Source organism: Mycobacterium uberis (genome assembly GCF_003408705.1).
GTDB classification, from domain to species: Bacteria; Actinomycetota; Actinomycetes; order Mycobacteriales; family Mycobacteriaceae; genus Mycobacterium; species Mycobacterium uberis.
In genome coordinates, this window is record NZ_QAYL01000009.1 from 1 (window position 1) to 19036 (window position 19036).

Here is a 19036-nt window from a genome sequence, read left to right on the forward strand (position 1 = left end):
AGGGGCGACGGTCTTGCATCACGACATCACCATGGTCACACTGGCTAGACTCTCCCCAGATAAGAACAGACCAAAACCTCGCTTCAACACCACCAACCAACAACACAAAACAACACAAAACAACACAAAACAACACATTAGGTGAGATATTTGCGTGGATATAGGCCACCGAACATGGTGGCGACTCAGCAACCGGAATCGTCGAGTGGGGACTGCTCGAATTACACTGGGGATCTGACTGGGCGATGTAGTATTCTTACAAGACGTTGCACCAGCACGGCCAGCACATTTAGGTATACCCTGCAATTGGTGGGAGGACGAAACATGGGTGTGTTTCGCCATCACCCTAGAGCCGTCGGCGCCGCTACCGGAGTTTTTGCGTAATCCAGGTCGCGAGAAAATGATCAAAACTGCAACGGAAGGCCTGCGAGACTTCGTCATGAATCGAGACCGTGTGGACGAGTCTAAGTAGTGGATCCGTTCCCGAGCATCGAGAGCCGATCGATTGCCTTGTCTAGAGTATCGTCGTTTTTGTGGAAGGTAAAGTACACCAAGTTATTCCACATGTCGGCTTTTGAGAATTACTCGGCTGCTAGATCGCAGAATGTCGACGTCGGCTGGCGGCTATTCCGACCTTTTCCGACAAGGTCACGCAGAACTCTGCGCTGTCGTCGTAACCGAGCGTACACGGGTCGGCGCAGAGGAAGTACGTGTCGTAGCTGTTGTGCACTTCGAAGCTGATTTTAGTCCAGGACAGATGCCAGTCGATGGTGCCTTGTCTGCCAAGAGCTCCGAGATGCAAACACCCAGGCGTCCTGTGTCCAACGCCAAGATCACCGCTGGCGGGAACGGCGCACCACCTACAATAGCTCAGGTACTGTTTTGCGGCCCAAAATCCGGTGATGCGATCGGATGGGCCGTATGCCCACCCGATCTTGCAGCCGATGAAGTTGAATATCTTGTTGGCCGCGTTGGAAATGGTTATCGTGCGTTCAGCCATGTCGTTAAAGCTGGCCAACAGCAGGTCTTTTCGGTACTTGAACATCAGACGCTCGATACACCTCATCGGTAATCACTAACAGGTCTGCTGCCACCGTGATCTCCACTATCTCAGCCAATTCTTTTGCGCTTAGCACCACGCCGGTGGGATTATGCGGTGAGTTGACGATAAACGCGCGGGTCTGAGGGGTCAGCGCTCAGTGCAGTGCGTCAATATCCAGCGCAAAGCCACGCACATCGAGTGACAGCGGTACGGTTATTCAATTAGCGCCGGCCATTGTCACCGCTGGGGACTATGGAGTCGTAGAACGGTTCGATTGCAATACTTGCGAGCTGGGTTTGATCAGAACGATAACCACCGCAGCGATGGCCTCGGTGGCTCCAACCCTCACCAGAACGTTGATGTCGGAATCGTACTCGACGCCAAAATGCCGCTGGTGTTGCGCGGCGATGGTTTACTACAGCGGGGCGATGTCTATTCTCGCTGGGTACTGGTTGACTCCGCTGGCGATGTCGTCTTGCGTGACCTTGCAATATCGCCGGAGGTCCCTCACTCTTCGGGTGAAGCCTTGCCCGAGGTTCACTGTACCGACGCGCTCAGCCAGAGCCAACATTTCGGCGAATACCTTGGCCGCGTAGGACCTTAGTCGTGATACCGTCATGGTGATTGAGCTTAAGGGTATCGTCGCCAGCGCGACCGCGGCGTCACGTTCGGGCGCTGACTAATGCAATATTGCCCAACCAACAGGTTTGGCCGAACTCCCTGTTAATGTGCTTGTACTGGACCTAATCTTTAAGACGGATCTAAGATTTTATAATCGTCATTGCGAACAGGAAGTCGACATGTCCGAAGAAGCTTTCATCTACGAGGCCATCCGCACTCCTCGCGGTAAGCAGAAGAACGGATCGTTGCAAGAGGTCAAGCCGGTGAGCCTGGTCGTCGGGCTAATTAAGGAGCTGCGGAAACGCCACCCTAACCTAGATGAGAGCCTGATCAGCGATGTCATTTTGGGGTGCGTCTCACCGGTGGGTGACCAGGGTGGCAACATTGCCCGCGCTGCGGTGCTGGCCGCCGGTCTACCCGTCACCGTTGGTGGAGTACAGCTTAACCGGTTTTGTGCCTCGGGGCTTGAAGCCGTCAACGTCGCCGCGCAGAAGGTGCGTTCCGGCTGGGAAGACTTAGTTTTGGCCGGCGGTGTGGAGTCGATGAGTCGAGTGCCGATGGGATCTGATGGCGGCGCGATGGGCCTAGATCCGATAATCAACTACGATATCATGGTAATCCCACAGGGCATCGGCGCCGACTTGATTGCCACCATTGAGGGTTTTTCGCGTGACGACGTCGATACCTACGCGCTGCGCAGCCAGGAGAAGGCGGCGGCCGCATGGTCGGGCGGCTACTTTGCCAAGTCTGTGGTACCGGTGCACGACCAGAACGGCTTGTTGATCCTCGATCACGATGAGCACATGCGGCCCGACACCACCAAGGAGAGTCTGGCCAAGCTGAAGCCGGCTTTTGAGGGTCTGGCGGCGATGGGTGGTTTCGACGATGTGGCTTTGCAGAAATATCACTGGGTGGAGAAGGTCAACCACGTCCACACCGGCGGCAACAGCTCGGGCATTGTCGATGGCGCCGCACTAGTGGTGGTCGGTAGCGAAGCTGTTGGTAAGTCGCGAGGCCTGACGCCACGGGCGCGCATGGTGGCCACCGCTACCAGCGGGGCTGATCCGGTGATTATGCTGACCGGGCCGACGCCCGCTACCCGCAAGGTGCTCGACCGCGCCGGGCTCACTGTCGATGACATCGACCTGTTCGAGCTCAACGAGGCGTTCGCGTCGGTGGTGCTGAAGTTCCAGAAGGACCTCAACATCCCGGACGAGAAGCTCAACGTCAACGGTGGCGCTATCGCGATGGGCCACCCGCTAGGTGCCACTGGCGCGATGATCCTCGGGACCATGGTCGATGAACTGGAGCGCCGCAACGCCAGGCGTGCGCTTGTCACGCTGTGTATCGGGGGCGGCATGGGTGTCGCAACCATCATCGAGAGGGTTTAATCGCATGGCAGACAATACAATTCGGTGGGAAAAGGATGCGGACGGCATCGTCACGCTGACCATGGACGACCCGTCCGGATCGGTCAATGTGATGAACGACGCCTATATCGAATCGATGGGCAAGGTGGTGGATCGCATTGCCGAGGAAAAGGATTCGATTATCGGTGTGGTTATCACCAGTGCAAAGAAGACGTTCTTCGCTGGCGGTGATCTTACCGCGATGGTTAATGCCAGACCCGAGGACGCCGAGCAGTTCTTCGACACCGTCGAGACGGTCAAGAAGCAGCTGCGCACTTTGGAAATGCTGGGTAAGCCCGTAGTTGCCGCTATCAACGGGACCGCGCTGGGCGGTGGCTTGGAGATCGCGCTCGCATGTCATCATCGGATCGCCGCAGATGTCAAGGGCAGTCAGCTCGGCCTGCCCGAAGTCACGTTGGGCCTGTTGCCTGGCGGTGGTGGGCTGACTCGTGTGGTGCGGATGTTTGGTATCCAAAACGCGTTTGTCAACATCTTGTCGCAGGGTACCCGTTTCAAGCCGGCCAAGGCCAAGGAGATCGGGCTAGTCGACGAACTGTTGCCTACAGTCGAGGAGCTGGTTCCGGCCGCCAAGGCGTGGATCAAGGTCAACCCCGAGGCGCACGAGCAGCCGTGGGACAAGAAGGGCTACAAGATGCCCGGCGGTACACCGTCCTCCCCAGGGCTGGCGGCCATTTTACCGTCGTTCCCGTCGCTGCTGCGTAAGCAGCTCAAGGGCGCGCCGATGCCGGCTCCGAAGGCGATCTTGGCCGCCGCGGTCGAGGGTGCGCAGGTTGACTTCGACACCGCCAGCCGCATTGAGAGTCGCTATTTCGTTTCGCTGGTCACCGGCCAGGTCGCCAAGAACATGATCCAGGCATTCTTCTTCGATCTGCAGCACATCAACGGTGGAGGTTCGCGTCCCGAGCGAATTGGTAGAACCCCGATCAAGAAGATCGGTGTGTTGGGTGCAGGCATGATGGGTGCCGGCATTGCCTATGTTTCGGCTAAGGCCGGCTATGATGTGGTGCTTAAGGACGTGAGTTTGGAGGTTGCACAGAAGGGTAAGGGCTACTCGGAGGAGTTGGAAGCCAAGGCGTTAGAGCGGAGCCGCACCACGCAGAAGAAGAGTGATGCCCTGTTGGCACGCATCACTCCGACGGCCGACTCTGGCGATCTCAAGGGTGTCGACTTTGTTATTGAGGCGGTATTCGAGAGCCAGGAACTTAAGCGCAAGGTGTTTCAAGAGATCGAAGATATTGTCGAGCCTAGTGCTGTCCTCGGGTCCAACACTTCAACATTGCCGATTACAGGTTTGGCGACCGGTGTCAAGCGGCAGGAGGACTTTATCGGGATTCACTTCTTCTCGCCGGTAGACAAGATGCCACTGGTCGAAATCATCAGAGGCGAGAAGACTTCCGACGAGGCATTGGCCCGGGTTTTCGACTATACCCTGACTATCGGTAAGACCCCGATCGTGGTCAATGACAGCCGTGGTTTCTTCACTTCGCGGGTGATTGGCACCTTCGTCAACGAGGCGCTGGCAATGCTCGGTGAGGGGGTGGAGCCGTCCAGCATCGAGCAGGCAGGGTCGCAAGCCGGGTACCCGGCGCCGCCACTGCAGTTGTCCGATGAGCTCAACCTGGAGCTGATGCACAAGATCGCAGTCGCTACCCGCAAGGGTATTGAGGATGCTGGCGGCATGTATGAGCCGCACTCGGCAGAAGCCGTGGTGGAGAAGATGATTGAGTTAGGCCGGTCCGGCCGGCTAAAGGGGGCCGGCTTTTACGAGTACGTCGACGGCAAGCGGTCCGGGTTGTGGCCGGGGTTGCGGGAGACATTCAAATCCGGCTCATCGCAGCCGCCGTTACAGGACATGATCGATCGAATGCTGTTCGCCGAGGCGCTGGAAACCCAGAAGTGCCTCGATGAGAACGTGCTGACGTCCGCTGCTGACGCCAACATCGGGTCCATCATGGGTATCGGATTTCCGCCATGGACCGGTGGCAGCGCGCAGTTCATCGTTGGCTACTCTGGCCCGGCTGGTATCGGCAAGGAGGCCTTCGTGGTCCGAGCCCGTGAGCTAGCGGCCCAGTATGGCGACCGCTTCGTACCGCCGGAGTCGCTGCTATAGTCACTTTGGTGTCTGGTCGTGTTCAGCCAGTCCCAGTGTCGAAGCATAAAGTTACGGTGCATTATTTTGGCATGTCGTTGTGGCTGGTTGAACGTCGCGGCGCTGAATGCCGCCGGTCTAGTCGACTGTTGCTGCGCTGTAGTTCTGAACTGCATCGAGTCATAGAGCCACGCGCCCTTTGACGTTGAACTCAGCTAACGTCCTGGTGAGTAGGGTCGGCAGCAGTGAGATCAGTCGTGCGCTGTGAGTCAGCTCCTACACTCCAGCAGCGGAGTTGGGGACGAGGTCCTGGGCTACAGTGCGAGTAAAGGTGCGACTGCGGCGTACAGGATCGGCCGTCTGCCGTTCGTAGGCGGCGAACGCTTGCGTGTAGCCTTTATTCGTCTGCGCTAGCTGGTCGACTAATACGTAGGGGCCAAACACCAAAAAGACTGGTGTTGTCACCTGCCGCGGGCCCCGGATAATACTCAGATATCACATTACCAGCGTGACCCGTTCGCTTGACCAGCTAGCCAGTTGCAACTGGATGATCGAGTCGAAGTAGAACGCGGATGTGTGGTCGAGTTCGCCCAATCAGCTTTCCACCGCGGATGCATCCTCGGCGAACGTCGCGTGCAGCAGCTTTTGCTGCCGTAAGGCAGCTCGGTAGTGATACTCCAGTTCGTTTTCGGTGTGGAACAGGAACACCGCGCGTGTATCTTCGAGGGCTGCGCGATTGTAGATCGCTGCCAGACAGTCAGCGCCGATGTTCCTGATTTACTTAGCCTTCGTGAACAAGCGTTTTTGGCATCGACTCCACCGCCAAGTACCTGCAGGAACTGTGTATTCTCGGCGTACTCACCGAAAGCCAGGTGCTGAACGTTTGAGTACAATCCGTCGGCGCCTACCATGAGGTCCAACTTGCGTGGCGCCGCGCGCTCGAAGATCACTTTGTCGTCGGGGAGATTGCCGCGGTCGAGTTATCGAATAGGTAGTCGACGTGGTCGCGGCCGGCGGCGTAGTAAGCTTTGTTAAAATCGTTGTACAGGATTTCCATGTACTGATCGGCTACGGCGTCAATGGCTTTGGTGATATCGATGCGGACCGGCTGGTGTATGTTCTCACGGTAAATCGTCGCAGCGTTCGTTCCGGTGGTTAGCGCCTTGATCCGCGACAGCACGCCTATCTTCGCCGAAATTTCCATCGACGGTCGGAATAGGTCAACGGTGTGACCACCCGTCTTTCGCAATGCCGGCACGCATTCGATAACGGTGATCTCGAATCCGTACCGGGTGAGCCAGTACGCTAGCACAAGACCAGAGATGCTGGCTCCGGCGATCAGAATCCGCATGACGCGCTACTAACTTACCTAGCGTTCGGTAAGTAACGTGGGTGCTTACCTATCGGTAAGTAAATTAAGCTCGTTGAGTGGGTAGTCCGCGGTCAAGAACCCGCCAGTGCATCCAAGAAGGTCGCTCGGTATTTGTTTCTTCAGCAAGACGTGCAGCACACCAGCCTGCAAAACATCGCCGACAAGCTGGGGATCCTTAAAATCTGCGTTATGTCACCATTTCCTTTAACGAGACAACCTGGTGTGCAGCATTCTGGTACCGTTGATCGACGAGGGCGAGCAATTTGTTACCAACCAGGAAAACCTTGGCTACACTGATACTCGCCAGTTCCTGCAGGGCTATTTCGATTTCCACTACTGGCAACATGAGGGCCCCGTGCTAGCGTTGGCCGAGCTGGCCGGCACTGGGCTGACCTTGGCCTTGTTGACAAGGTGCTGGCGTGGGGTGACCGGCTCAGCAAGCTAGCATCCGGGCCGAAGCCGACGCTCGCTTGAGTCTACTCACGCGGTGGGTGCATGTAGTGGGCTGCAACACTGTTGTCTGTGGTTTCCCCGATGTACGCTTATGAATCGTTAAGCGTGTCCTGGGTAGACGTTGAACTGGGCAAATGCGACTAACCTCCTCAACCAAACTCGCAACGTCGATGATGACTGCAGCCTAGAACTCTAAATCGAATCTGTTGCGCGCAAATGCCAATAAGTCATCGAGTAATGCGTTGGCGCTACCCCAAACTTATTGCAGGTGAAAGTGTGCTTCCTCATTGGGGGTAAGATCTTTTGGTGGCTAGTCGATTCCGTGGTCTACTTTGGTTAGGCTCAGCAACTACTGGCGGCTAGCGGCATTATTGAATCGCGCGAGATATCCGGCACCGCCAGCGTGGAGGTTGAGTTTGATCACGGGGTTGTTGACGAGTACATAAGCACTGAGCGCCCCATAGACCAAGTCCGATAGAGCTAACCTGGTACAGGTAGTACTCGGGTCGGAAAGTTTGTAGCCCCGCTCGTCACCTTCGGGCGCGACCCAGGATGCGAACGCGTTGTCATTGATGCCAAACGTTCTTTAGATGCTGTGACTGGTAACCAGGAAGGCTGGCGTGTTGGCTGCGACATAAGGCTGACGAGCCGCGATTCGTTTGGATACCGAGACCGCAACGCTGTGACCATGGGCTGGGTTGAGGCTGTTCGGGAAGGTTGCGAGAGTCGTATTGTATTGATATAAGTAAATTTTCGATGTTGCAACATGCTACTAAAATAAATATAATATCTCGATCCCCGAGGTCGTGTAGCAACTTCGGCACATACCGCGATACCACATATGCAACTAGGGTATATTGACCAGCGCGGTTGAGTCAGATAGCTCCTCGGGAGAATTTGAATTGTCGGTGAAGTTCGACAAACTCTTCAAGATCATGCGGAACTCCGCTGTCCAACGTGGCCGAGGCCATCAACAACACCAAAAGGCCGGGGTGTCGATCAGCTCGGCTTACACGTGGTAACCCCGTATCGGGGTCAAAAACAACCCGACCGTCCAACATCTACGGGCGACTGTTGAATTCATCAGCGTTGTCCCATCCTCTCCTTGTAGACTCTGGTCTCGATCCCCACACCGACGTCCAATCCAACCTCGTCTAAGCGCTATCCAAGCGCGATGTGACCTGGAGCACGTGATCTGGCAGTGTGTGTATTTGGCTTAATTTCTCAGTCTCTCAACCGCTTGACAACAATGGCTGATCATGTGCGTCAGCTTGAGCAATTGTCTCCGATAACCCCTTCTCAGGAAGGTGACATCAATGACAGCGCCTAGTGCTGAGCTACTCACTCTAGCACGTATACTGTTTATTTCTGTGCCCGAGAATAGAGATGTCTTCACTGAGAACCTCACCCACCGAAGAGATCGGCCCATCCGGCTAATCCCTACCGATATCTCGGCGTTCACCGAAAGCCTCTATGGTTTAGGGTTAATCTGTGACAATGATTTCAGCACACCGAGGCGGTAGATTATTGTATAGATAAAATTATGTGTCACGAAATCGGACATATGGTGTTGAGTTACGTCGGTGGCCGCCAGGCTGATACCAGTGTAAAACTAAACTTCTTGATTCTTCACAAACTGCTATCCAAAAGTGATTCTGCTACCGTGTAAAAACGTGCTTAGGTGTACAGTCCTTGTGGACGATCAAGAGTGTGGCACTGAAATGTTCGCGAATATGCTTATGATCGTCACAATCGAAGCCAACGAGTAGACCTTGATTATGCGCAATGCTTTTTCCATCGCACATAATTCAGACAATCTATCGATGAGCTCGACACTGCCCGGTGTGATCCATATTTACGGTCATCATTGTCGTCGCGCGCTACCGATAGTTAAACAACAATCTTTACGGTAGATACCTCAACAACTTGATGGCATTGACGCTATTGGCGCATATTCTCCATGAGCACCTAATGGAGAATATGCTCTTCCTGGCTTCCGCGGACGTTCGGCAACTGTCTAGAGCTGTGTTGGGCTTGGCTGCCACTGAATTTATTGGGTTCACCCTGTTGTGGACGGACCGGTCGTCGGCCGAAAGGTGCCGAAGACACTGCTATTATCGTCTGGCTGCGCTGTTTTTGTGCGCGACATACCTCACATTGTGGCATCCGCTCTCGGACCTTCAGCGAGTCTCTTGAAATCGCCGGCAGCTGGGACCGGGTAGCCGCCTAGACCTTCTCCGTATGTGTGTCCGTGGTCCTTAGGTGTGTACTTGCTCTGAGGGTATCTGCTTGAGCGGCATACCGTCACCCAGCACCGCGAACGTCTGATCCCCATCAGTATACTGCTGCTGAGTGCAATTCTTGTACTTACCGTTCTGTAAGAGGTGAGCCTACAGTATATTTCTGACCAGCTTGGCTAGACGAGCACGGCTGATTACAGGCTTCGGTATTACAGGTCCACTAATTTCTGGACGGTGTTCGGCATCTGCATGATTTAGTGCTGTGCCGTGCCTGATGAAGCTACTCGGCGGGTTTAGCTTGGATCTAATCAGCCGCAGCTGGCGTAAGTTGCAGCTGTTGTGGCAGAGCATGAAAATCACGTTCCCAGAATGTGTTTTCGACTTTGACGATCATCAACACCTCAAAACCACGTTGCAACTACACTGCATTGTCGTCGAAATCCGTGACACCATCTTGCAACTGCGTCCCTTTTGTCGCGAAATGTTCTGACACCATTTGGTTAGTTTCCTAGGAAAAGCTAGCATTGTGCCTGCTCGCGAACGCAACGTCGCGATCGAGATTTTCCACCCGACTCAGATTGTCAGAGCCAAGATGGTCGACGTCACGTCTCAACTACGTGAGGTAGCGCTGATCTGGGGGTCGCGTGCATCTAGCCTTGAGAAAGGAGTAACCGAACTATTAAAGTTGGCGAAGTAGTAGCGGGCTGCTTACGCTACAGTTGAGCGTATCACAGTATCTGGCTCTGACATGAAAGTGAGCTCTTCAGTATTACTTTGATTATTGCCATACCGATTTCTCATTCTTGTTTTCGATTGCCTTTCCTTGGTGGTTTCTTCATGACCGACTTCGCCAAACTCGCTCAGGGATTCTAGTGTCGAGTTCGACAAGCTGGACAGTGGAATCAGCGAGCAACGCATCTTTGGTATGTAGCTAATAGCGCTGGCCAATCCCGAACTGATTGACGAGGTCAACGATGAAACCGTGTGAGACAAGTACATCGGACACGTGATGCGCAAACTGCGCTTCTTGATGAGCGATGGGCTGTTCACCGCTTATAAGCATGAGCCCAACTGGCGCAAGGCGTACACTAATTTTAATGATTTTAATGCCGGACTTTACCAAAAAAGTCATGATGATTTTTCTATTGTAGCATAACTGTTACGGTCGGCGAACTCATCGAAGTTTGGCGCGCTTATAACGCCGACTAATCTTGAATCGGTATCCTTGCCTATGCTAATTGGCGCAACATCGCAATCATCGTTCGAGCCGGATCGGGCTACTAGTTCAGTACGCTCAGTGACCCCAGCGACAACGTGTTTATCGTCGTTGTTATCTGTGAACTTTCCTACTTCAGGCTCACCGCCCGCACCGACGCCATACCGTATCTATACCAAACTCTTTGGACAAAACAGAAACAACAGGATGTCGTAGATAACACCTACATCTGCTGGTATGTCTGCGACATTGTCGACACTCGCCGCCGTAACTGCGATAGCAGGTCCTCACGACGACATGCTCGACATCATGTTGCACAGCATCGGTTCCGATACCGACGATCAGCTCGACACCGACAACGTCATCAACTCTATCTTTACGCTGCTGGTTGCCGGCAGCGAGACCTTGGCCAACACCATCGCATTCGCCCTGCGTTATCTGTCCGCAAACCCCGGCATCGCTGCCTAAGCTCACTGCGAAGTCGACCAATGCCGGTCCGACCGCAGCATCCCAATATATCGTTTCATTAGGTGACGTCGCCAAGCTGCGCTACCCACTCCGCGTCATCGATAAAATCCTGTACCTGTGGCCGGTAACGCCCGACTAACTACGTAAAGCCTGTCGCGACACCATCCTCGGAAACAGCAAACACCTTGTGTGCGCAAGTGATTGAATTTTTATCCTGCTTACGATCACTCACTGCTACTGAAACTGGGAAAATGCTAACGAATTCAACCCCGACCGTTTTTGCCTGAAAATCTACCAAGCTATCTGCTTACACTTATAAGCCCGTTGGTACCGGGACCCGGGCCTGCATCGGCCGCTAATTCGCTCTCCACGAAATGGTGTTGGCGTTGGCTGCGATAGTGCATAAATTCACCGTGAAACCACAACCTAGTTACCAACTCCAGGTTATGACACTTAAGCCCAAGGGCCTGCTCTTACGTCTCCACCGTCGTCCCGAAGCCAAAGGTGCGGCCGACTGGGTACAATGAAGCTGGTGTTGAACTTGAGCTCTTTTGCTAATTGATTCCTGCGTTGAGTTAGATATCGGTCGTGATGTATTTCGCTTTGATCGGAGGCACAGTTGGCAACGAAGGCAGCTCCGTCAATCGACCTTCGCGGGCACGAAATCTGCGGTAGGCACTTGTAGTGTTCGATCGTGTCCCAGAGTTCGTAGATGATCCAGTGGCGCTTCGTCGTCCTGATCGACGAGTACGTCAGTGTGGAGATTGCCGTCGAATGCTCGGGTGTCCTGTAGCGCCCGACCCATGATGCCGTGAGCCGCCTACACCACTTCCGTTTTGAATTCAAGTTCGAGTAGCATTGTCACCGGTACGATAGCCTCCTAAGGTTGAGATTGTTATCTCAAAATAACTGTCTTCGTGCGGTTGCCTCATCAGCTTCGCGCGGTGCATGGGTACCGTGCGGGGAGCACTACATGATCTGGGAAAGCGATATCGCGAGTGGTACCTCTTCGGCGGCTCGCCTATTGGTCGATGTTCCGCATCGTTACGGCAGTTAGAACGTAATTTCCACCTAGTCGGGCACTTCTACACTTTTCAGCGAGTAGCGTTATTGTGCTGTGGACTTTGGACGATCCTGGGGATTCCTCGATGCAGAAGGTATTCGTCTTCGAAAGCTCGTCCTGGCCTGCCGAGAACCCACAGCTAGTCGGCGGTTAATGCGGTGACTGTGGTGCCACCACCTACCACCGAATCAAGATTCGGTAACAAGCCCCTTACGTACACGGTTACATCGGTAGGAGTCGGAGATGGCCAGTGCTGACTAATGTATAGCCATCGTTGGCGTGAGCCTGTATCCCTTTGACAGGTTCGACCAGACCGCAATTGCAGATGGGTTACGAGGTTATCCAATCCGCGCTGACGGACGTTGGGTGCAATTGGAAAGACATGCAATTCGGCTTAGACTGCAGCCACGAAGTGTCCAACCTCGATACGGTGACGCGTCTGGTCGGGCTGGCCAGTATCCCGTTCACCAACGTGTTTAACGCCTGTGCCACGGCAGCCAGCGTCATTCAACAGGCCGTTGACACGATTCGGTATTGCCGTTGGCCTGGACGAGCGTCTCCGCGGCGCCTTCACTGACTATTCAGCTAAGTTGACGTTGCCACAATGGTACGGGCAGAGCGGACAGTTCGTCACCACCAAGTTTTTCGGAATGAAGGAGAACAAATACTTACACGACCACGACATCTCTCAGACCATGCTGAACAAAATCGCCGCTAAAAACTACCGTAACGGTGCACTTAACCCGAATACATTCCTTCGCAAGCCGATGATTGAGGACGAGATCATCAAACTCAACTGTGCTATGTTGTTGATTCACGCAATGCATGTTCTGTGTGTCCGACGAGGGTGTTGTCGCCATGACTGCGTGCCTCGGCTATACGGCGCTTACAACGTGTATGCTGCCTTTGCTCCGTTCGCGGAAGATGCCTCGCCGGTGGTGTACGTGGCCAAAGTCGTTTACGAATCCGCAGGTATCGGACCCGAGGACATCGGCCTCGTCCTAGCTGCAGGACATCGATGCCTGTGCTTAGGTCATCCACATGGCCGAGATGGGCCTGTGCGCTGACGGCGAGCAAGAAAAACTGATGGCTGACGACGCCACTTAGATCCACGGATCGATTCTGATCAACACTGATGACGGGTTGATTGCAAACGGCGATTTGATCGGAGCACTAAGGCTGCGACAGACGCGCGAGCCGATTATTCAGTTGCGAGGCGGGCGAACATCAGGTATTCGACAACTTGCGTGTTGGTCTGGGTCAAGTGTGTGTATGGTGCGCTGAGGGCTTCGTCAACGACCATCCTGTCGGTCTAGATCGCCGGTCCCAGTAGGTCGTCGGTGTCGTGGATAATGTAGCGGTAGCCCTGCTCGGCTAGGAATCGCTGCCGGTGTGCTGCGTACTCGGCGTCCAGGCTGTCGCGGGCGACCACTGTGTAAAAGATGGCTCCATTGTCGTCGGCCTTGGGCCGCAGCAACCGGCCCAGACGCTGCGCCTCCTCTTGACGTGAGCCAAAAGTTCCCGAAACTTGTACTGCCACAGTTAGTTCTGGAAAGTCGATGGAAAAGTTGGCGACCTTGGACACCACCAGTGTTGAGAATGCACCGTGACGGAACGCGTCGAACAGCGCTTCGCGTTGTTTGGTTCTTGTTGCCCCCCTGAATGACCGGAGCGTTGAGCTCGACGCCAAGCTCGTCGAGCTAATCCAAGTAGGCACCGATCACGAGGGTTTGCTCGCCGGGGTGGCGACCCAGCACCGACTTGACCACTGCAATCTTCGATTGCGCCGTCGCGCAAACACGGTAGCGCTCTTTGGGTTCGGCGGTGGCATAGGCCATTTTCTCGTTGTCGGTCAACGTTACCCGAACTTCAACGCACTCCGCTGGCGCGATCCAGCCCTGCGCCTCAATCTCTTTCCACAGCGTGTCATAGCGTTTCGGGCCGATCAAGGAAAACACGTCACCCTCGCGACAGTCTTCGCGAATCAACGTGGCGGTCAGACCCAGTCGTCGCTTGGATTGCAGGTCGGCGGTCATCCGGAACACTGGTGCCGGCAACAGGTGCACTTCGTTGTAGATGATTAACCCCAGTCTCGGCTGCCGAACAGTTCCAGATGCCGGTACTTGCCCTTGGTACGGCGGGTGATCATCTGGTAAGTTGATATGATCACTGGTCGGATTTCCTTGCGTTCTCCGGAGTACTCACCAATTTCGCCTTCAGTCAACGAAGTGCGCGCGACCAGCTCGTTTTTCCACTGTCGCGCAGCTACGATGTTGGTGACCAGGATCAGCGTCGTCGTTCCGGCTTTCGCCATCGCGGCCGCCCCCACCAGCGTTTTGCCGGCGCCGCACGGCAGCGCCACCACTCCGGAGCCGCCAGACCAGAACGAGTCAGCGGCCAGCTGCTGGTAGTCGCGCAGCTGCCAACCGTCTTGCTGCAAGCTGATTGGGTATGTCTCACCGTCGAAGTAACCAGCGAGATCTTCTGCAGGCCAACCAATCTTGAGTAAAAGTTGTTTGATTCGGCCGCGTTCGCTGGGATGGACGATGACGGTTTCGTCGTCAATCCGGGATCCCAGCATCGGTGCGATTTTCTTGTTACGCAATACCTCCTCAAGCACTGTGCGATCCAGGCTTACCGATGTCAGGCCGTGGGCAGGATTCTTGACCAGCTGCAGCCGCCCATAGCGGGCTATAGTGTCGACGATGTCGACCAGCAGCGGCTGCGGCACCGCGTAGCGGGAGTGACTGATCAATGCGTCGACAACTTGCTCAGCGTCATGGCCTGCGGCTCGGGCGTTCCACAACGCCAACGGTGTGATGCGGTAGGTGTGCACGTGTTCGGGTGCGCGTTCCAGCTCGGCGAACGGCCCTATAGCGGCACGTGCAACATTGGCCAGCTCATGGCCCACTTCGAGCAGCACTGTTTTATAGGACTGCACTATCAACGGCCCGTCGGTCACTAGTACCGCTCCTTTTCATCGCTGGCGGTCATGGGATTCCATTATTGGTCGTCGGGCGACATCATTGACGTGATGTGGTGGATGGCAAAATCGCGTAGCCGCCCGGGCTCCGAATCGAAGGCCATCAGCTGATTGCCCCGTATGGCGATTGGCAATATCACCTGCTGGGTGGTCACGCCGGCAGCTTCGCGATAGCCGATCCTTAGCGTGATCTGTTCTCTCGTGGCGCGTTGCAACAGCGACATGGTGACGGCAGGGTCGATGCGGATATTGCTAAACGGTGTAGCGGTCACGTTACGTAGCACTGCGATGACCGCGTTTAGGGTTTCAGTGCTTGGGTGCTGCGGTGAGTGGTATAGCCATCGATGCTGTGGTGTGAGTAACCGTGCTCCGCGAGGTCGGATGTCAACGACGGAGCCGGAGGAGTCTTCGGCGGCTGGAGCGAACCCTGCGGCCCGCAATGCAACGAGGACTTTGACGATGGGGCGGGAGATATCGCCACTGTGGGAGCCAGGGCCCTTAGCTGCAGCTCTTCTGCGGCCGTCACAGCTTGGGCCAGCAGCGCCGGGTCCTCGCACCGGATAAACGATGCGGCCATGCCAACCCGGAGTTGGCCATGTCGACGCGCAACATCATTAATGAGATATATAAGTCCTTGTGGCACTGGCATTTTAGAATGTTTTGTAAAGAGTGCATGCATCCAATCGCGAGTTTTACTGATGTCTAACGCATGCCGGATTGACTGCTCGCTGATGCGGTATACGCACGCTGCGCCGGCTGATTCTAGGGTGGCCACCGCGCCAAGTTCCTTGGCGAGATCGCGTTGTAGCGGCCCGGGTACGACGATCGTCAGGTCAGCCTGCACGAGAAAATAGTCGGTCGGTTTGGGCAGTGCCCGTGTCATCGCCGTGACCGTGGCCGCGAGGTCAGCGGAGGCAACGGTCTCGTCCAGCAGCGCGCGTCCGGGTATGCTGATCGCGCCGCGACCCACCAGGCCCATTGTGTGGCTTTCGGCCAACAGGTCGGCGATAGGTTCGGGCTGCAGCCTCTTGGCCCAGTGTGGGCGCCGCCAGGTCAGCGCCGCCGACACTTCAGCTGCGCCGACACCGGCTCCGGCTGGTAGTTCGGCGAGCAGGCCAAGCAACAGCCGGCGATCTAGCGGTGCTGCTGTTGAATACAACGAATCTGAAAGGGCGACATACGGTTTAGCGTCGGTTCCGCGGCTGCCTATCAACGCGGGCCGGCACGGCAAGTCAAGCCAGGTGCTGGCCAGCAGATACCAACGCTCCGCGAGCGACATCGCGGTGAACCGGTCGGCTGTCACCGTCGGTGCCCAATAGGGGCTGTCACCAATGGTTGGTTCAGAGTCGGGCATGCCGCTGGCGATTAATCCAGCCGCGGCCGCGACCTCGAGGAGCAAGCCCAGCCGCGGCTCGTCGATGCCGGTAGCTTTGGCCAGCCGCTTGACTTCACGAACTCCTAGTCCGCCGTTGCGTAGCTCGGAAACCGGTGCGTTGCCGAGGATCTCAAGCAGGACATCAAGTTCGTGTAGCGTCTCGATGACCGCCCCGGCGGCCGCGGCGTCGGCGTCATTAGGGTGTGGTTGTCGAAACCACCGGATCCGGCTGCGTCAGCTGTCGTGGACCGGGATACTTGCCGCGCAACACCTGCCCGACGCGGCGGGGCAGAATCACCGTTTCGGTATTGATCCGTCGTAGTAGACCTATTTTAATTAGCTGGGATACTGGCTGATCGGGTGAGGCTTCAGGTATGGCGTCGCGGGTGTGCTCCAGCGGGGCCCCTTCGAGCAATTTCTGTAGCACGTCCAGCTGCGCTTGGTTGAGTCCGGCTATCAGCTCGGCGATCTGTTCGCTGGTGCGCGAAACGTCCTCGAGCGTGACTTGCCCCGGATGCCATAGCAATGCCGTAGCGGAGTTGGCGGCTATCCGGACCGTTGTCTCGCCCCAGGCCAGAGCGCGTTGTCGAAGGCAGTCTAGCGCGCTGACCACATCGGCCTGGGGAGCGCGGTCGCCGATCAGTGCCTGCAGTTTGGTGGTCGGTACTGGCCTGCTATCGGCCTGCAGCACTAGCAGTGCATCGATCACCACGATTTGTAAGAAGTCGAGCTCGTCGGTGGCAGCCTTGATTGACTGGCGGGCCTGTGCCCGCTCAGCCAGTGCCGCGATACTGCCGGGTGGCGGTTGAGCCAGGTCGGGCCGTAACTCCAGCAGCTGGATCAGTCGCTCGTCGGGCAAGTCGGCTAGCTAGGACCCCAGCGGGATATCCGGGGTGTTGTCGGTCATTGCTGATTAGCGTAAGGCAGCTGGGCGCGATGCAAGGCTTGCCCGAATCAGCGGGCGGGCATGAGCCCACAGCAGCGGTGCGTAGCGTCACGTACAGGTATAAGACCTGTAAGAATGTATGTTGTGATTGATATTGCTAAGAGTAAAGTACGCAAAAACAGATACGTGGACAATGGCTGGCCGACGATTGATCCAGACGGCCACGCGGTAAGCGAACTGGTGACCGACTGCACAGGCGCGTTATCGCCCTTCGGTGAGGTGGTGTTTCCGCTGCCCGCCGACGACTTGCCCTACGTGCATCCGGTCACCGTCATCAACCGGTAGAGCCACCGAGATGGCTAGGGCCTATGGGGTGCCTAGGCCTGCTGTGACATGCGGATCGGGAGAATCCCGTTCGGGCCCGTTGTCGCATCTAGATGAGCAGGGGGCAGAGCATATAATCGATGGCACCGAAAAGGTCATCATCAAGCGTACCGCCGTTGCTGCGGGAGCCTTGCATCCCTCAGCACACGTTGGTAACGCTGATCTCGACCAGGGAGCCTGCCCAAAGGTGGTGCGTTGGCTGCCGCACGGGTAGTGGGCATTCTGGCGGTCAAATGCACCAGCGACTTGGTCCTGCTATCTCATTAGTTTGCCCTCACCAGTGTCGACGTGGACTTCACCGTCGGCGAATCGGATATCGAGATCACCGCTACACTGAACAGCACCGACCGCACCGGTAGTGGAGATGGAGGCGCTGACCACTGTCAGCGTGGTCCGGCTAACTCTCTATAGACATGATCAAAGCGGTTAACCCGGTCGCCCGCGTCGACTACACTCGCGTGTTTCGCCAGGAGGGTGGTAGAAGAGGAGCTTGGGCATGGTGACAGGCGGTCGTTCCGCGTTAATCATCATTGCTGCTACCCGTGCGTTGTCTGGTATGTTTGACGATGGATGTGGGCTAAATCATCCTGGAGTATCTTGGACAGCTTGGGTTTTTCCTGCCTGTGCAGCCGGAGGTGGTTGCCGACGGGAACCCGGTTAGTGAAGCGTTGCGGTACGCGGTCGATGCGCACGCCGGTGTTAACATCACCTCCGGTGACACCAGCATCTCGTATAGTCTAGCATCCCCAGCCAGACTGTGGCGGTGCTGAACTAAAAGATCCCCGGGCTTGCCGATGCTATACGTCGGAGCGGGTTACCAAACGTACCGACGTCGGTACTACTTCGTGGGCTGTGCAGTGTGGCCAGCCGGATCTTAATCGTAAATTTGCCCGGTTTGCTCAGCGTGGTGCGTGACGGTCTCACGATACATCGTTAATGTTCTAGAACACGCGTTCGATCAGCTCGCCAGAGGAGATCACCAACGATGACACTAGTTCTGTTCAACGAGCAGCCGATCTCACTGGCCGAGCACGAGGATTTGGTGAGTTATCAATCGGCCGGAACTGTCGTCGGTTTCGTTGGAATGATCTGTGACCATGACGATCGACGTCGAGTGTTGCGGCAGGAGTATTCCGCACATCCGTTGGCTGCTCAGGTGTTCACCGACGTGGTGATTGAAGTAGCTGAGCAGCCCAACGAGGTGCATGTGGTCGCAGTCAGCCACCAGGATCGGTGTGCTGCAGAGCGGCGAGGCCGCCTTGGTGGCCGCGGTCTAAGCAGATCATCGACAGGTGGCATTCAACACCTGCGTCCCTCTGGTCAATACCATTGAGGCACGGTTGCCGACGTGGAGGGTATCAGCTCTTCGATGACGGCACTGACCAATCGGCGAGTTCGGCCTGACCGAAGCTGG

The 19036-nt window shown here is 56.0% G+C and carries 9 protein-coding genes and 9 pseudogenes; 13 read left to right on the top strand and 5 right to left on the bottom strand.

Annotated elements, in window-relative coordinates:
- The first annotated feature begins 328 nt into the window (after positions 1 to 328).
- Entirely contained in the window at positions 329 to 472 is a 144-nt protein-coding gene (locus tag MUBE_RS15710) for an SRPBCC family protein (RefSeq protein WP_165849755.1), read from the top strand.
- On the opposite strand, the pseudogene MUBE_RS07160 reads toward MUBE_RS15710, so the two are convergent.
- Positions 465 to 1661 (bottom strand): annotated as a pseudogene (locus tag MUBE_RS07160) (aminotransferase class I/II-fold pyridoxal phosphate-dependent enzyme). The gene MUBE_RS15710 and the pseudogene MUBE_RS07160 overlap by 8 nt on opposite strands.
- A gap of 181 nt (positions 1662 to 1842) precedes the next feature.
- Between MUBE_RS07160 and MUBE_RS07165 the strand changes: the two are divergent.
- The gene (locus MUBE_RS07165) at positions 1843 to 3054 is read left to right on the top strand and encodes an acetyl-CoA C-acetyltransferase (protein ID WP_116540022.1); all 1212 of its coding nucleotides are present in this window, start codon (positions 1843 to 1845) and stop codon (positions 3052 to 3054) included.
- Between the two features lie 4 nt (positions 3055 to 3058).
- Positions 3059 to 5203 (top strand): 3-hydroxyacyl-CoA dehydrogenase NAD-binding domain-containing protein, encoded by a 2145-nt coding sequence (locus MUBE_RS07170; protein WP_116540023.1) that lies wholly within the window; start codon positions 3059 to 3061, stop codon positions 5201 to 5203.
- A gap of 159 nt (positions 5204 to 5362) precedes the next feature.
- Here the strand turns inward: MUBE_RS07170 and MUBE_RS20135 are convergent.
- A pseudogene (locus MUBE_RS20135) lies at positions 5363 to 6533 on the bottom strand (FAD-dependent monooxygenase).
- Positions 6534 to 6774: 241 nt separating this feature from the next.
- On the opposite strand from MUBE_RS20135, the gene MUBE_RS07180 reads away from it, so the two are divergent.
- The 5 genes from MUBE_RS07180 to MUBE_RS07200 all read left to right on the top strand — a co-directional run bounded on the left by MUBE_RS07180 (position 6775) and on the right by MUBE_RS07200 (position 10931).
- Entirely contained in the window at positions 6775 to 6999 is a 225-nt protein-coding gene (locus MUBE_RS07180) for a hypothetical protein (protein WP_116540024.1), read from the top strand.
- A gap of 2510 nt (positions 7000 to 9509) precedes the next feature.
- On the top strand, positions 9510 to 9737 hold the full coding sequence (locus MUBE_RS07190) for a DUF6545 domain-containing protein (RefSeq protein ID WP_133297074.1): 228 nt from the start codon (positions 9510 to 9512) through the stop codon (positions 9735 to 9737).
- A 36-nt stretch (positions 9738 to 9773) separates the two neighbouring features.
- A complete protein-coding gene (locus MUBE_RS15715; protein ID WP_165849756.1) occupies positions 9774 to 9944 on the top strand; it encodes a hypothetical protein in 171 nt (56 codons plus the stop codon).
- Between the two features lie 309 nt (positions 9945 to 10253).
- Complete coding sequence (locus tag MUBE_RS15720; protein WP_165849757.1) at positions 10254 to 10403, top strand: hypothetical protein; 150 nt, start codon at positions 10254 to 10256, stop codon at positions 10401 to 10403.
- Positions 10404 to 10700: 297 nt separating this feature from the next.
- Positions 10701 to 10931 carry a cytochrome P450 gene (locus tag MUBE_RS07200; RefSeq protein WP_116540028.1) on the top strand — a complete coding sequence of 77 codons (231 nt, stop codon included), beginning with the start codon at positions 10701 to 10703 and terminating at the stop codon, positions 10929 to 10931.
- 575 nt (positions 10932 to 11506) lie between these two features.
- Here the strand turns inward: MUBE_RS07200 and MUBE_RS17670 are convergent.
- Positions 11507 to 11790 (bottom strand): annotated as a pseudogene (locus tag MUBE_RS17670) (putative quinol monooxygenase).
- 468 nt (positions 11791 to 12258) lie between these two features.
- On the opposite strand from MUBE_RS17670, the pseudogene MUBE_RS07210 reads away from it, so the two are divergent.
- Positions 12259 to 13310: pseudogene (locus tag MUBE_RS07210) on the top strand (thiolase C-terminal domain-containing protein).
- Here MUBE_RS07210 and MUBE_RS07215 read toward each other — a convergent pair.
- Positions 13307 to 14956, bottom strand: a pseudogene (locus MUBE_RS07215) (DNA repair helicase XPB). The pseudogenes MUBE_RS07210 and MUBE_RS07215 sit on opposite strands and share 4 nt — an antisense overlap.
- A 41-nt stretch (positions 14957 to 14997) precedes the next feature.
- Positions 14998 to 17211 (bottom strand): annotated as a pseudogene (locus MUBE_RS07220) (helicase-associated domain-containing protein).
- A 171-nt stretch (positions 17212 to 17382) separates the two neighbouring features.
- On the opposite strand from MUBE_RS07220, the gene MUBE_RS07225 reads away from it, so the two are divergent.
- From MUBE_RS07225 to MUBE_RS07240, 4 genes and pseudogenes are all read left to right on the top strand, one after another.
- Positions 17383 to 17583, top strand: coding sequence for a hypothetical protein (locus MUBE_RS07225; protein ID WP_165849765.1), 201 nt, complete (start codon positions 17383 to 17385; stop codon positions 17581 to 17583).
- 10 nt (positions 17584 to 17593) lie between these two features.
- A pseudogene (moaC, locus tag MUBE_RS07230) lies at positions 17594 to 18125 on the top strand (cyclic pyranopterin monophosphate synthase MoaC).
- A pseudogene (locus MUBE_RS17675) lies at positions 18119 to 18611 on the top strand (molybdopterin-binding domain-containing protein). Before moaC ends, MUBE_RS17675 begins: the two co-directional pseudogenes overlap by 7 nt.
- A pseudogene (locus MUBE_RS07240) lies at positions 18608 to 19026 on the top strand (molybdenum cofactor biosynthesis protein MoaE). Before MUBE_RS17675 ends, MUBE_RS07240 begins: the two co-directional pseudogenes overlap by 4 nt.
- Positions 19027 to 19036: the final 10 nt, after the last annotated feature.

Coding starts and splice junctions, on each gene's coding strand:
- MUBE_RS07165 (WP_116540022.1), top strand. CDS start 1,843: ATGTCCGAAGAAGCTTTCATCTACGAGGCCATCCGCACTCCTCGCGGT.
- MUBE_RS07170 (WP_116540023.1), top strand. CDS start 3,059: ATGGCAGACAATACAATTCGGTGGGAAAAGGATGCGGACGGCATCGTC.
- MUBE_RS07200 (WP_116540028.1), top strand. CDS start 10,701: ATGTCTGCGACATTGTCGACACTCGCCGCCGTAACTGCGATAGCAGGT.